The sequence below is a fragment of the Stenotrophomonas sp. GW821-FHT09E08 genome (genome assembly GCF_059416125.1).
This window is the reverse complement of the sequence record NZ_JBWKOO010000005.1, coordinates 140,634-153,675: the sequence shown is the minus strand read 5'-3', so window position 1 is coordinate 153,675 and position 13,042 is coordinate 140,634. Positions and strand designations below refer to the sequence as shown.

Sequence of the window (13,042 nt, the reverse complement as noted above, 5' to 3'; positions counted from 1 at the left end):
CCAATGCCCCTGGTAGTGCCGGCCGCTGGCCGGCAACCTCATTCAAATTCAGGTATCTCCCAACACCCGTCGAGGCTTGGCCTGACTCTCAACGCCCAATGATGGACCCACCATGGCGCATGAGCAGCCACCGCCTCCGCCTGGGCCGGCGTTCCATTGTCGGTCAGGTCTACGTTCTGACAACGACCACACATCAGCGCCGCCGGCTCTTTGAAAGCGAAGCTGCAGTGGCATGTGTAATCGACCCGTTTCATTACATCGAGCGGCGGGGGCCGTTGCAGTCACTCGCATGGGTCGTCATGCCGGATCACGTCCACTGGATGTTCGAGCTGCGTGCAGCTCACCTTCCAGACATTGCGCGCCGAATGAAGTCGTCGAGCGCGCTTGCCCTGAATCGCCTGGCGGGTCTTCGAATTACGGTGGCAGCCTGGCTACTTCGACCACGCCGTGAGGGCTGAGGAGTCGCTGGCGCGGCCAGCCCTGTACATCCAGGGGAACCCGGTACGCGCCGGTATTGCCGAGCAGATTGGCGAGTATCTGCATGCGTGGTCGGTCTGGGCGTGATGCCGGCCAGCGGCCGGCACTACCAGGCTTTCGAGCGAGACGGTTGCGGCACTACCCTTGCGGTCAGGGAAGGGTCAGTCGGTACACCAGCACGCGGTTGTCGTTGTCGTACGGGCTATCGCAGGGCTGGCCCTGCATGCGGCAGTGACGGGCGATGAAGTCGTTGTCGTTGCCGATCAACAACAGCACGTCGTTCGGATGCTGCGGGTCCAGCGCCGGCAGCACGTCCATGGCTTCCCACTTTTCCGAGAGCAGCCCGGCATGTGGGCCGCGCATCATGTCCAGATCCAGCCCGGCACGCGCGAGCTGCGGGCGGTCGAGCAGGTTCAGCAGTTCGTCGCTGCGTGCGGGCACGACGCCTGCCTTCAACGTGGTACCGGTGGGATCAGCCAGTACCGAGGTCGTGCCGGTTTCGTAGGTGCTGCCGGCCAGATTGCTGGCATCGGCCACATCCACCAGCAACACCGACTTGTAGACGATCGGGTCGTCGACGTCCTTGCCCAGGCCATTGCCATCCCGGGCCAGCAGCAGGAAGCGATGGTCGTCCAGCACGCGGAGCTCGCTCTGCGCGGCGGTGCGGTCCAGTTTGCCCTTGCCGTCTTGCGCGTAGGCGGGCAGGGCCATCACGTAATGGCCGATAGGTTGCTGTGGCGTCGGCGAGGCCGTCACGTCGTAGACCAGTACGCGGGTGTTGATACGGCCCGCCGCGTTGCCCTGCGCGCTGTCCTGCAGTGTGGCGCTCTGCAGGGCGACGAACAGGCGGGTGCCGTCGGGTGACAGGCCCATGCCTTCCACGCCCTGGTTGTTGCGGCGGCCGGTCTGCGGTGGCGCCAGCGAACCGAACGCCGGCTTGCCCTCGCGCTGCGGCCTGATCGCAGGGGGCGCCACGATCACGCCCTGTAGCTGACCCTGCGCATCGAAGTAGTAGACGTTGGCGGTGTACTCGTCGCCGATGTAGAAATGGCCATCGGCGGTGAACTGCAGCGACTCCGCATCCAGCGAAACCTTGCCGGCGCCCGCGCCGCTGGCCGGCGAGGGCAGCACCACATCGCGTTGGGTGATCGTGTGCTCACCCGGGTCGGCACCGGTGAACGGCTGCCCGTTGAAGTCCTTCAGCACCACGCCCTTGTCCGGGACCATCGACAGCGTACCGAGCGCACCGGGCTTGCCTCGCGTAACGTCGATGCGCAGCTGCATGCGCTCCACGCGTCCAGTGTAGTCGTAGAACAGGCCGGCCTCGGGATCGTTGCGGCCGCGGTCGGGCAGTGTCCACAGCACGCCTTCGTAGCCGCTGGCGGTGCGCTTCCAGGTGCCAGGCTGTACCGCCAGCGACGAGAACGAGCCCAGAGTGTCGCCGAGGAAGTCCACCGTGCCTGCCGGCAGCCGCCCGGCGGCGACCAGGCCTTTATCCACGTAAGTACGACCGCCCAACTGCAGGGTGCGTGGCGGTGCGCCAGCGGCCTCGTGTGGAGCGGAGTATCCGCCGGCGGAGAGGGTGGCCAGCAGCAGGGCGGTCGCGAGCATCGGTGGACTCCGGGTGGTCGATCAGAAGCGAAGGTCGATCGTACCGAATACCTGGCGCGGTGCCGAAGCATGGAACACGTACAGCTTGCCGGCCGGGTCGCTCGGCGCGAATACGCTCGAATCCAGGTTGCTGGCGTAGCGCTTGTTGGTCAGGTTGGTCACGTTGAACGACAGGCGCATGCCCTTGGCGAAGCCAATCTGGCCGAAGTCGTAGCCGCCGGCCAGGTCGAACACGGTGAAGCCGCCGAAGCCCTGGTCGTTGGTGTAGGTGTAGAAGCGTTCGCCGGTGTACTTGCCGCGCAGGCTGGCGAACCAGCCGTTGTCACGCCAGGTGATCTCGGTGGCCAGCAGCTGCTTGGGTGTATCGGTCTGGATCTTGCCCTTGATCTGCTGCTCGACACCGGCCTGCACGTAGTTGGAGGCGTAGGTCGAACGGTTCAGCGAGGCCGAGGTGTACCAGCTGAAGTGCTCGTTCGGGGTCCACAGCACGGTCAGCTCGGCACCGCGGCTGTCGACGCCGCCGACGTTGTAGAAGCGGTTGCCGCAGGTGGGGCCGACCGGCTGCCGCGAATCGCAGGGGTTGTACTGCAGCAGGCGATTGTCAAAGCGCACGCTGTAGGCAGCGACCGATGCCTGCAACGTATCGGTGACGAAGCGATAGCCCGCCTCCAGCGAGCGTGATTCTTCCGGCTTCAGGTTGCCCTGCGTGTTCCAGGTGGCCTGGCTGACCGCCTGCGGGCCCAGCTTGAAGCCGCCCTGGAACATGGCGATGTTCTCGGCGTAGCTGGCGAACACTTCGTGATGCTCGCTGAGGCGGAAGTTGGCGCCCACGCTGGGCAGGAAATTCCTGCTGGCCTTCAGCGAACCGGTGGCGAACTGGTTGTTCGAGCTGGGCGAGATCGGCGTCTTCGCATCGCCGGGCAGCGCCTGCGCATCGGAGGTGGCGTGCGGGCTCTTGGCCCCGAATTCCAGCGTCAGACGGTCGTCAAGCAGGCGCCAGGTGTCCTTCAGGAAGAACTGGTGGGTCTTCCAGCGCGTACGCTGGCCGAACACGCCCACATCCGAGGGCAGGGTGTTCATGCCGCTGAGGTCGCGTGGGCCGTCCACCGCCGTCTGGTAGCGTTCGGCGCTGCTGGTATTGCGTTCGTACCAGACGCCACCTTCGAGGCGGTGTGCGCCCAGCTCCCAGTCGAACGACAGCGTGCCGCCATCGCGGTCGATGGTGTAGATGGTGTTGCGGAAGATGATCGGGATTTCCTGCGCGGTGCCTTTGTTCGACCACGCACCGCTGTTCCAGTTGTGGCCTTCGCCGCGGTCATCGTGGTGGTAAGCCAGTGCCCGCAGGCTGAAGCCATCGGCCAGGAAGAAATCGCCGGCCAGGTAGTAGAGGTTGTCATCGCGCAGGATCTGCCCGGCAGTGAATGCACCATCGGCGTCCTTGTCCGGGCCGCTGTTGTCGCACTTCTTCGCGTTGAGGCTGGCGGTATTGCAGTAGGCCTTGGCCACCGCCTTGTTCCAGTCCGGCGCATAGCCACCCCAGTCCCAACCAAGGCCGCGCGACATCTCGTCCTTGGACAGGTAGAAGTAGTCCGCCTGGGTGGTGCGCGAGGTATCGACGAAACCGGTGATCTGGCCGCGGCCGAAGTTCCACACGCCCTTGGCATTGAACTGCTTGGTGGTGGACATGTTGTAGGCGGTCTGGTCGTTCCACAGATCAGAGACGGCGTTCATGCCGGAAACGTAGCCGGAGAAGCCGTTGTACTCGCCGCTGTCGACGCGCACGAAAGTGCGGCGGTTGGCATCGCTGCCGAAGGTCTGCACCACGCGGCCCCCCAGCTCCTGCGCTGGGCGGTCGGAGGTGTAGGAAATGGTGCCGCCGAGGTTGCTGGTGGACGGCGTGCCGAGGCTGCCGATGCCCACCGCCAGTTCGGCGCCGGCCATGTTCTCGCTGATCAGCGCACGGTTGATGGTCAGGCCGTTGTAGTTGTTGTACGCACCGTCGCCCAGCGGCACGCCGTCCAGCGTGTAGCCGAGGCGAGTGGAGTTGAAGCCGCGCAAGCTCAGGGTCATCGACTGTTCGTTGGTGCCCAGCGCATCGGCCGACTGCGCGTTGACGCCCGGCAGCAGGTTCAGGGTCTTCTGCAGGCTGGTGCCCGGCGGCAGGATGTCGAGGTTCTCGCGGGTGATGCGCTGCACCTGGCGCGCTTCACCGCTGCCGATCACCGAAACCGCATCGAGGTTGGTGGCGGAGGGCGTGCTGGAGGTCGGGGCAGCATCCTGCGCCCAGGCCGCGGGAGCGAGCGCCAGGGACAGCGCAGCGGCCAACAAAGTCTTCGTCATGTTACGGACACTCAGGCAGGCACGAGCGACCGCATGGGCGCGGAGCTCATGGATTTCAAAAGGGGAGACAGCCGATGCGACCGGCGGGCGCTGCGGATGCCGTGGGTCAGCGTGAAAATGGTGCGCTAGACAGATGACTGTCTGGTGACACCGCTATGCGCGTGGCATGCCGATGCATGCATTGGTAGATGCCAACCTTGGTTGGCATGCGCGGCGTCGAACAGACGCTGCGCTGCTCTGTCGCAGGAGCGCCAACCAAGGTTGGCATCTACCGGGGCAGGTCAGGCTTGTCGGGTCAGGAGCGCCAACCAAGGTTGGCATCTACCGGGGCAGGTCAGGCTTGTCGGGTCAGGAGCGCCGAACGAGGTCGGCATCAATGCGCGATCAACCCGCGTTGCGCGGCTTGCGCGTGCGCTTCGGCTTCGCGGTATCGCCGCCGCTGGCGGCGCCATCCTGCAGCGCCTGCAGCCACGACAGGGTGTCCACGTAGTCGATGAAATGCCGCAGGTAGCCAGGGCTGGTCGACTGCATCGTGTCCAGCATGCGCTGCACCAGCACCGCCGAGTTCAACGGGCCGCCATCGGCCGGGGCCTCGGTGCGGAGCGAACGGCGTACCTGCAGTTCGCTGCGCAGCTCCGACCACTCGCGCTGCACCTGCTGCAGCATCGGCACCTGCGGGTAATGCGGCAGCGAACGCGATCCCGCTTCGAGATCGCGCACCAGCGCGCGCAGCGCATCCAATGCTGGCGGCTTACTTGGCATCCGCGGCCTTGGGCTTGGGAATCGGTGCGATTTCCACGCGGCGGTTGCGCGCGCGGCCATCTTCGCTGGCATTGGAGCTGACCGGTTGCTCGCTGCCGAAGGCAGCGGCGAATACGGCGTCGGCCGGTACGCCATCGGCGATCAGGGTGCGGGTCACGGTCAGCGACCGCTGCGCCGACAGCTCCCAGTTGTCGGCGAAACGCCGGTTGCCTTCGCGCACCGGCGCGTCATCGGTGAAGCCGCTGACCATCAGGATCTCTTCGCGAGTGCCCAGGTAAGCAGCCAGCGGTGCGGCCAGGCTGCGCAGCAGCTCCTGGCCTTCCGGCTGCAGCTGGTCGGAGTTCAGCGCGAACAACACGCTGCCGCTGATGCCGATGCGGCCATCGACCAGGGTCACGCGACCGGCGGCCAACGGGCCGGCCAGCGCCTGTTCCAGGGTCTGCAGGCGCTTGGCTTCGGCCTGGCGCTGCTTCACTTCCTGGTCCAGCCGCTGCGACAGCTCCAGCTGCACCGCGACCACACCGACCAGGATCAGCACGAACGCGCCCAGCAGCACCGACATCAGGTCGCCAAAGGCGGCCCAGATCGGGGCGTGCGAACCGCCGTCGACCTCCAGCTCGTCGCTCATGCGTTGCCGGCCTTGCCGCGGCGCGCGGCCAGCTGCTGCAGTTCTTCCATTACCTGCTTCTGCGACAGCAGACTGAGGTCGACCACCTCGCGCGCCTGCGCTACGTAGTAGGCCAGCTGCTCATCGCTGCGGGCCAGCGAGGCATCCAGTGCGCCGCCGATCTGTTCCAGGCGGCCGGACAGCTCGGTGGAGGCGCTGCCGAACTGCGCGACCGCTTCGCCGAAGGTGCCGGCCAACTGGCCAACGTCGCCCGCGCTGCCGCTGAGTGCTGCGGCAATGCCATCCAGCTTGCCGGTCTCGGCGGCGATACGGTCGGTGAAACGGTTGCCGACGCGTTCCAGCAGCTCGGCCGAACCGCCGACCAGCGCGTCCACCGCGGTGCGCTGCTCGTGCGAGGCGTGATTGATCGCATCCAGCAGGGTCTGCACGGTGGCCAGCAGGCGGCCGCGCTCTTCCAGCATCGCGTTGTCGCGCACCAGGCTCTCGGAGAGCGTGCTGCGCAGCTCGGTGATGACGTCGGCAGCAGCCTTCGGCGCAGCGGCGGCGGTCTGCAGCAGGGTGGACACTTCGGCCAGTGTGGCGCTGGCCTGCGCGCGACCGTTCTCGCCGATCTGCTGCGCGGTTGCTGCCAGCGTGTCGCAGACCTGCTGCTGCTGGGCGGCCAGGCGTTCGCCGTTGGCCTGCAGGCGTTCGGCCAGCTCCGTGGAAACGTGCTGCAGGGCATCGCTCCAGCGCTGCAGGCGCTGTTCGTCGCCGGCCTGTAGCTGGGTCTGCAGCGCGGCGTGGGCCTGCTGCAGTTCGGCGCTGACCGCGTCCCAGCGCGCCTGGCGCTGCTGCTCGCGGCTGTCCAGGCTGGCCTGCAGTTCGGCGTGCGCGGTCGCAGCGGCGGCCTGCGCGGCCTGCCACTGCTGCGAGCGCTGCTCTTCATGATCCTGCAGCAGCGACTGGCTGGCGCTGTGGTGCTGTTCAAGTGCCTGCAGCAGCGCCTGCGCACGCGCGTCCAGATGCTCGCTGGCGGCCAGCAACGCCTGCTGCTGGCGTTCGACCAGCGCAGTATTCAATGCCTGCTGCTGTTCGGCGGCGGCGCGCCAGGCCTCGGCGTTGCCGTTGGCATCGGCCTGTAGGCGCTCGCCGATGCGCGTGACCAGTGCTTCGGCCTGCGTGCCTTGGCCGTCGCTGAAGGCCTGCAGGTGCTGGCGAAGATCGCTCACCAGTGCCTGTTGTGCCTGGGTCTGCTCGCTCACTACCTTGGCCCAGCTGGCTTCCGTCGCCACGCGGCTGCGTTCGAAACCGACGCTCAGGCCAGACAACTGCTGCTGCACGGCCTGTTCGACACGGGCGTGCAGCGCTTCACCATGGTGCGCCAGGCCAGCCAGCGTGGTCTCGGCCATCGGCTGCAGCGCACCACCAATCGCGGCGGCACTGGCTTCGGCACCTTCGCGCAGCGACTGCTGCAGCGAGACGGCCAGGCGTTCCTGCAGCGCTTGGCTCTGGGTCAGGAACTCGGCCTGGCCGGCCAGCAGGCGCTCATTGGCGGCCGAACTATGCTGTTCAAAGGTGCTGGTCATCGCCTGCAGGCGGTCGACCAGCGCAGGCAGCGCGGCGGACTGTGCCTGCAGCAGGCGCAACGATTCGGCGCGCTGCCAGGCCTGCGAGTACGGGTGCAGGTCGCCGGCAATGGCGCGATCCAGCTGCTGTACGGCCTGCAGGCGGTCACGGCGCAGCAGCGCGGCCAGAAGGCCGAGCATGGCCGAGCTGGCCACACCAGCGATAGAGGTGCCGAATGCCACCGCCAGTCCCTGCACCGGCGACGCCAGCGAGCCGCGGATGGCGGCCATGTCGGTTGCGCTCTGCAGGGCCAGGCCGGTGCCACGCAGCGTGTCCATCATGCCCAGCAGGGTGCCGAGCATGCCCAGCAGCACCAGCAGGCCAACCAGGTACGGGGTCAGCACCGGCGCGGGCAGGGCGGTGCGCTCGCCTTCCACGCGCAGGCGCACGGCGTTGCGCAGGCCCATCGGCACGCGCTCCAGCCAGGGGGCAAGGCTTTCCTTCGCGCTGGACAGGTCACTCAGTGCGCTGCGCAGGCCGTTGCTGGCCTGGCGGTAGCGGTACAGCTCCACGCCACCGGCGATGTAGCAGGCCGCGATGATTGCCGCCACCGCTGCACCCAGCGGATGCACCGAAACGTAGCCAATGCCGATCCAGCACACGGCCAGCAGGCCGACAAGGAAAACAACGACATGGAAAGCAGTTCTGGACATGGTGTTCCGGTCAGTGGGAGCGCAGGGCGTCTTGCAGCCCTTCGATCGGGTGGAAGCGCAGCTGCAGCTCGGCAAGCAGCAGGGTGCGCATGTCATGGCGGAAGGCCGCGCGCCAGCCGGGCTGGCCGTGCACGCGTTCAAAACGGGCGCCGAGCACCGCCGGCGCGGTGGCCAGCAGGCTGTGCTCGCGCGGGGTGAGGGTCTGTTCCATCACCGCATCGACCTCGGCCAGTCGCGCCAGCTCAGGCGAAACCTGCACGAGTTGGTCGCGCAGGCGCCCACGCAGGCCCCCGGTGGCGGTCTGGATTGCCTGCTGCAGCACCCGGTAGCGCTGGCGCAGCGAGGCAAAGTTGGGCGCAGCGGCAGCTTCGGCCAGGTCCAGCAGACGCTCGGCCTCGGCATCCTCACTGATCGAGGCCAGCAGGCTGGCGTGGGCCTGGGCGCAGTCGGCCAGTACATCCTCGACTGCTTCGGCGGCCTCGCCGGGCTCGGGCAGGCGTCCGCCCAGCGCTCCGGACAGGGCCACGGCACGGCTCCAGTCCACCCACTGGCCGAGGCGATCGGTCAGGGCGGGACTGCTGGCCGGCATCGCGCCGTCGCTGAGACGGGCGAGCAGGCGGAGGAATTCCGGTCCACCCAGGACCGGCTGCGCTGCTTTCGCCATCAAGGGGTGAGGGGCCAAAAACCGTTGATTTTACAGCCAGATGACCCGGCCTGGATGAAGGCGGGACGGGGGGAGGGGACCCGCAGGCGCGACAAGGCTTAGAATGACCGGCTGCACCCATTCCGTTCGACCCTTGGAGTACCCAATGACTGTTGCGCAGTTCTACCCGATCGGCACCCCCGGACAGCCCTGGGGCGACGCGGAACGCGCACAGTGGCGGGCCCGCCAGCAGCGTCAGCGCAGCTACCACGACGACGTGGTGGCCGCCCTTGAGCGCCTGGACGACAGCTTCGACGTGATCCAGTACGGCCAACTCGACTACGCCCCGGACCATTACCCGCTGTTCGCCGTGGTCAACCACAACTGGAATCCGGCGCTGCCGACCGCGCTGATCACCGGCGGCGTGCATGGCTACGAGACCAGCGGCGTGCATGGCGCCCTGCAGTTCCTGGAACAGCAGGCCGAGCGTTACCTGGGCCGGCTGAACCTGATCGTGGCGCCGTGCGTCAGCCCGTGGGGCTACGAGCGCATCCAGCGCTGGAATCCGGATGCGATCGACCCGAACCGCAGCTTCCGTGACGGCGGCCAGATCGAGGAAGCCGCCGCGCTGATGCGCTGGGTGGCCGAGCGCAAGCCGAACCTGCTGGTGCACCTGGACCTGCACGAGACCACCGACAGCGACCTGCACGAGTTCGATCCGGCGCGCTGTGCCCGCGACGGCAAGTCGTTTGAGCGCGACACCATTCCGGATGGCTTCTACGTGATCGGCAACAGTGAAGATCCGCAGGCCGAGTTCCAGAAGGCGCTGATCGCTGCCCTCGCCCCGGTCACCCACATCGCCCCGGCCGACGCCGAAGGCAACCTGGTTGGCCTGCCGCTGCAGTCGCCGGGCGTGGTCTGGGGCGAGTCGCGCTCGATCGGCGCCTGCGCCGGTTTCACCGATGCACGCTTTGCCACCACCACCGAGGTCTACCCGGACAGCCCGCGCACCAACCCGCAGGAATGCAATGACGCCCAGGTGGCGGCGGTGTGCGCGGGTCTGGATTTCGCTCTGGCGGCGCAGTAACGCATCAGCGCAGGGTCATACCCGGCGGGTTGGGCGGGGGCTAGCCCAGCAGGATCACGCCCCACACCGTGCCGACCATCAGCAGCGCGGTGGTCTGGGCGGCGCTGCCCATGTCCTTGGCGTTCTTGGAAAGCGGGTGGTGCTCCAGCGAGATGCGGTCGACCACCGCTTCGATGGCCGAGTTGAGCAGTTCCACCAGCAGGCTGATGAAGCAGACGGCCAGCACCACGGCCCGTTCGATCGTGCTGATGTCCAGCACGAAGGCCGCTGTCATCAGTAGTGCGTGCAGCAGCAATAGCTGCCGGAAGGCCGCTTCGCCACGGAAGGTAGCGATGAAGCCGTCGCGCGAATGGAGCAGCGTGTGGAAGATGCGGCGCAGGCCGGTCTTGCCATGCGGATATTTGCCGCTGTTCTTGGGGGAAGGTGGCTGCATGCCGGTCCTGCCATGAAGTGATCTCTTGGCAGCATGTGCAGGCGCGCGTCGGGAAAGCGTCGGACGCCCGTTGGATTTTCCTTCAACCGCCCTGGCGCTGCGCCTGGATGGCCTGATCAAGCGCATCCAGATCGTCGGTCGGCGAGGCCAGCCATGCTGGGTACGCCTCGGTCTCGACGAAGGCGGAGGATCGCAGCACGTCATCGAATGCCGGATTGTCCTTCTCCGCATGGCGCAGCAGGCCGGACATCAGCCCGCAGATGCGGACGGCCGCCTGGTAGGCACCCTGCAGCGATCCGGCCGGCTCGGTGACCGTGTTGAGGAAGGCCGCATAGGCCGGCCCATCGAAGACGAAGTCCTCGCGCTGCTGGAAGGCATCGCCGTTGAGGTTGGCTTCGCCGGAGACGTGCCGTGAGAATCCCCAGGACCAGATGTCGAGGAAACGCAGGTCATCCAGCATCCGGCGCGCATCGTCATTCAGCGCGACCGCGCCGGACAGAGCGTGCTCCAGCGTGGCCGCTGCGAACGGTTCGGTGCCCTCGTGGGCCAGGAAATCGGTCAGGCAGCGCAGGGCGCCGGGATGGTCTGGATCCAGCTGCAACGCCCGGTAGATCACGCGGGCGCCTTCCACATGGCGGCCTTGGGCGATGAAGATGTTGAGCGCGTGGTGGGCGAGCTGGTCGGCGTTGAGGTCGGCAATCCGGGTCATCGGGGTCTGGCTGGCGTGGACGGACGGTGTGCACAAGTCTGCCAGATCACTCATTCGGCCGGGCTGCGTGAATCGCGCATCGAGTAGATCACCGAGAAGATCTTCCAACCCCGCTCGGTGCGGACCAGCTGCCACATTTCCTTGCCCCAGTTCGTCTTCACACCATCGTCGTGGAAACTGTAGTTAAACGACACCGAGGCCACATCACCATCGGTCTCGATCTTCGTGTTGGAGAATTTCTCCTCCGTCGGTTTCGGCGAGGCAACGGCCCCGTCGATCAGCGCGATGAAGTTGTTGGCGGGAATCTGCCGTGCCTTGATCGCATCGGGCCTGGTCTTGCGGATGTCCTGCAGGCGCACGTCCTCGGAAACGACCTGCCAGCCGATGTCTTCCGCCTTGTCCGAGAAGAACAGGCCCATGTAGGTCGGCTTGTCCTTGTTGATCAGCGAGGTGCGGAATGATTCGACCACCTGCTCGATCGCCTTGACGTCTGCACGGGCGTTCTGCGCGGCGTAGACCGGCAGCCACGCCGGGAGCAGAAGGGCGAGGGCGGCGAAGCGTGCACGTGCGTTGGGCATCATAGGATCCTGAGGAAGAGTGAGGTGGCGCTGGCGCATCACCGCGCGTAGGTTCGCCAGAAAAGCACGCGGTCTCCGGTCCTGTTCATGGCGACGAAGACCGATTTTCCGGATTCGGGCGTGCAGCGAAAGACGTGGTACGACGCGCTGAGCGTCGCGTCGCCAGGCCACCAGTATCGATTGAACGCAACAGGATCACTGTTGTCGAATGGGGTCGCCTGGCAATCCGCAGGCAGCTGCAGCGGCAACGCAGGGGGCTTGGTGAAGGCCAGCGCGCTGGTGTTGGAGTCGAGGTCGTGCACCTCGCGCAGGTCGGTCGCCTCGTGGGGCACCCAGCCGGGAATCCACCCCTTGTTCACCATGTCGGAGTCAAGCGCCTCCTGTAGGGTCTCGAACGAACTTTCCATCACTAGGCCGCAGGCGCATAGCGCGCTACAGAATGTCACGACAATGGCGCGCCTGGCCATTCCACCGGGGCTAGTCATCGTCGTCCTCCTCTGCGGAAAGCAGCCTACCCAGTTCTTCCGGCGGCAAGCGCTTGAGCCGCGCTTCCAGTTTCCGATCGTACGGCCGGTCATTGGGTTCGGTATGGCGCTGCGCCTTGCGCGCGTACTGCTGCATGAACAGACCGATCTCCTGCGCGATCCTGTCCTTCCGGCTCTTGCCTGCCATCGACGGGCGTCCCTGTGTTCATCCTGAATCATCGGTCGGCGCACGCTAGCACGGATGCCGGGCGCCACAACAGGCCGGTTTGACGTTGAAGAGTATCTGCGCGGATGACGCGCGGGCGCGCGGCGCGGGAGGGGATCTGCCAATGAGGACGCCGATTTGGGGGCTTGCCGGCCTGTCCGTGGCGTATGTTGCCGGTTGCTCGGCGATCTCAGTGTGGCATTCCCGCGCGCTTGCCTCGGTCCCGGTCGAGGCAAGCAGGGTCGAGGTACTCCGGGCGCTGGGGCAACCTGACGTGGTGGAGCACGCCGGTGTTCCCTTTGCCCGCTATGCCAGCAGTGGATGTAGTGGCCGCTGTGCGCAGCGATGGTGGTATGAGAACCGGTTGGGCCTGGATACCGAAGCCTGGTCGGTGGAGATGGAATGCTTCCGATTACGTACTCGTAAAGTCGCGCGTGACATCACCGTAGAAGACCGCAGCAAGCGCATGCGTATCCATCGTCTCTTCATCGCAAGCCTGGCCCTGATGGCGTGGTGTACGTTGATGGGCGTGCTGGTGCTCATCTACGGCTTCAACGAGCAGGGCCTGCGCTGCGGCAGGCTGTGCTCACTGGAGGTTTCCATCAGCAAGATCTTTGGTGTTCGGGGATTCGAAATACTGGTGGTGATGGGGCTCTTTGCCAGAGCGCTGATGTGCGGGAGCGCTAATGTGCGGGTATGTCGCACTGCGGGAGGGCATGCATGCCGGGCGGCCGCGGAGGCAGGCGGGGCGCCGTGGACGCAAACACCGCCGACTGGGGCGACCCCGGTCGTAAGGTGTCTGCATCGAGGTAAATCGCTCCGT

At 66.5% G+C, this 13,042-nt stretch carries 12 protein-coding genes and 1 pseudogene; 2 read left to right on the top strand and 11 right to left on the bottom strand.

Annotation, left to right across the window (positions count from 1 at the left end; all coding sequences use genetic code 11):
* The first annotated feature begins 119 nt into the window (after window positions 1–119).
* Window positions 120–564, top strand: a pseudogene (locus AC07M7_RS09140) (REP-associated tyrosine transposase).
* 63 nt (window positions 565–627) lie between these two features.
* Here AC07M7_RS09140 and AC07M7_RS09135 read toward each other — a convergent pair.
* The 6 genes from AC07M7_RS09135 to AC07M7_RS09110 form a co-directional block, all read right to left on the bottom strand.
* Window positions 628–2,088 (bottom strand): esterase-like activity of phytase family protein, encoded by a 1,461-nt coding sequence (locus AC07M7_RS09135; protein ID WP_495207207.1) that lies wholly within the window; start codon window positions 2,086–2,088, stop codon window positions 628–630.
* 21 nt (window positions 2,089–2,109) lie between these two features.
* Window positions 2,110–4,428, bottom strand: coding sequence for a TonB-dependent receptor (locus tag AC07M7_RS09130; RefSeq protein WP_495207206.1), 2,319 nt, complete (start codon window positions 4,426–4,428; stop codon window positions 2,110–2,112).
* A gap of 384 nt (window positions 4,429–4,812) precedes the next feature.
* Window positions 4,813–5,250: a DUF2894 domain-containing protein gene (locus AC07M7_RS09125; RefSeq protein WP_495207205.1), complete on the bottom strand. Its 438-nt coding sequence runs from the start codon at window positions 5,248–5,250 to the stop codon at window positions 4,813–4,815.
* Window positions 5,180–5,818: an OmpA family protein gene (locus tag AC07M7_RS09120; RefSeq protein ID WP_046986176.1), complete on the bottom strand. Its 639-nt coding sequence runs from the start codon at window positions 5,816–5,818 to the stop codon at window positions 5,180–5,182. The genes AC07M7_RS09125 and AC07M7_RS09120 overlap by 71 nt, the downstream gene beginning before the upstream one ends.
* On the bottom strand, window positions 5,815–8,079 hold the full coding sequence (locus AC07M7_RS09115) for a DUF802 domain-containing protein (protein ID WP_253077802.1): 2,265 nt from the start codon (window positions 8,077–8,079) through the stop codon (window positions 5,815–5,817). Before AC07M7_RS09115 ends, AC07M7_RS09120 begins: the two co-directional genes overlap by 4 nt.
* 10 nt (window positions 8,080–8,089) lie before the next feature.
* A complete protein-coding gene (locus AC07M7_RS09110; protein WP_046986178.1) occupies window positions 8,090–8,743 on the bottom strand; it encodes a DUF3348 family protein in 654 nt (217 codons plus the stop codon).
* A gap of 145 nt (window positions 8,744–8,888) precedes the next feature.
* Between AC07M7_RS09110 and AC07M7_RS09105 the strand changes: the two genes are divergently transcribed.
* Window positions 8,889–9,809: a M14 family metallopeptidase gene (locus AC07M7_RS09105; protein WP_495207204.1), complete on the top strand. Its 921-nt coding sequence runs from the start codon at window positions 8,889–8,891 to the stop codon at window positions 9,807–9,809.
* A gap of 40 nt (window positions 9,810–9,849) precedes the next feature.
* On the opposite strand, the gene AC07M7_RS09100 is transcribed toward AC07M7_RS09105, so the two are convergent.
* The 5 genes from AC07M7_RS09100 to AC07M7_RS09080 all read right to left on the bottom strand — a co-directional run bounded on the left by AC07M7_RS09100 (window position 9,850) and on the right by AC07M7_RS09080 (window position 12,201).
* The gene (locus AC07M7_RS09100) at window positions 9,850–10,242 is read right to left on the bottom strand and encodes a diacylglycerol kinase (protein WP_426353368.1); all 393 of its coding nucleotides are present in this window, start codon (window positions 10,240–10,242) and stop codon (window positions 9,850–9,852) included.
* Between the two features lie 82 nt (window positions 10,243–10,324).
* On the bottom strand, window positions 10,325–10,951 hold the full coding sequence (locus AC07M7_RS09095; protein WP_480982733.1) for a hypothetical protein: 627 nt from the start codon (window positions 10,949–10,951) through the stop codon (window positions 10,325–10,327).
* Between the two features lie 50 nt (window positions 10,952–11,001).
* Window positions 11,002–11,532: a Cif family virulence factor gene (locus AC07M7_RS09090; protein ID WP_337302757.1), complete on the bottom strand. Its 531-nt coding sequence runs from the start codon at window positions 11,530–11,532 to the stop codon at window positions 11,002–11,004.
* A gap of 35 nt (window positions 11,533–11,567) precedes the next feature.
* A complete protein-coding gene (locus AC07M7_RS09085) occupies window positions 11,568–11,936 on the bottom strand; it encodes a YbbD-related protein (protein WP_248298387.1) in 369 nt (122 codons plus the stop codon).
* Between the two features lie 70 nt (window positions 11,937–12,006).
* A complete protein-coding gene (locus AC07M7_RS09080) occupies window positions 12,007–12,201 on the bottom strand; it encodes a hypothetical protein (protein ID WP_136637880.1) in 195 nt (64 codons plus the stop codon).
* Window positions 12,202–13,042: the final 841 nt, after the last annotated feature.

Excerpts from the sequence above, each read along its gene's own strand:
- AC07M7_RS09135 (WP_495207207.1), bottom strand. The coding sequence starts at position 2,088 with ATGCTCGCGACCGCCCTGCTGCTGGCCACCCTCTCCGCCGGCGGATAC.
- AC07M7_RS09130 (WP_495207206.1), bottom strand. The coding sequence starts at position 4,428 with ATGACGAAGACTTTGTTGGCCGCTGCGCTGTCCCTGGCGCTCGCTCCC.
- AC07M7_RS09125 (WP_495207205.1), bottom strand. The coding sequence starts at position 5,250 with ATGGCCGCGCGCGCAACCGCCGCGTGGAAATCGCACCGATTCCCAAGC.
- AC07M7_RS09120 (WP_046986176.1), bottom strand. The coding sequence starts at position 5,818 with ATGAGCGACGAGCTGGAGGTCGACGGCGGTTCGCACGCCCCGATCTGG.
- AC07M7_RS09115 (WP_253077802.1), bottom strand. The coding sequence starts at position 8,079 with ATGTCCAGAACTGCTTTCCATGTCGTTGTTTTCCTTGTCGGCCTGCTG.
- AC07M7_RS09110 (WP_046986178.1), bottom strand. The coding sequence starts at position 8,743 with ATGGCGAAAGCAGCGCAGCCGGTCCTGGGTGGACCGGAATTCCTCCGC.
- AC07M7_RS09105 (WP_495207204.1), top strand. The coding sequence starts at position 8,889 with ATGACTGTTGCGCAGTTCTACCCGATCGGCACCCCCGGACAGCCCTGG.
- AC07M7_RS09100 (WP_426353368.1), bottom strand. The coding sequence starts at position 10,242 with ATGCAGCCACCTTCCCCCAAGAACAGCGGCAAATATCCGCATGGCAAG.
- AC07M7_RS09095 (WP_480982733.1), bottom strand. The coding sequence starts at position 10,951 with ATGACCCGGATTGCCGACCTCAACGCCGACCAGCTCGCCCACCACGCG.
- AC07M7_RS09090 (WP_337302757.1), bottom strand. The coding sequence starts at position 11,532 with ATGATGCCCAACGCACGTGCACGCTTCGCCGCCCTCGCCCTTCTGCTC.
- AC07M7_RS09085 (WP_248298387.1), bottom strand. The coding sequence starts at position 11,936 with ATGGAAAGTTCGTTCGAGACCCTACAGGAGGCGCTTGACTCCGACATG.
- AC07M7_RS09080 (WP_136637880.1), bottom strand. The coding sequence starts at position 12,201 with ATGGCAGGCAAGAGCCGGAAGGACAGGATCGCGCAGGAGATCGGTCTG.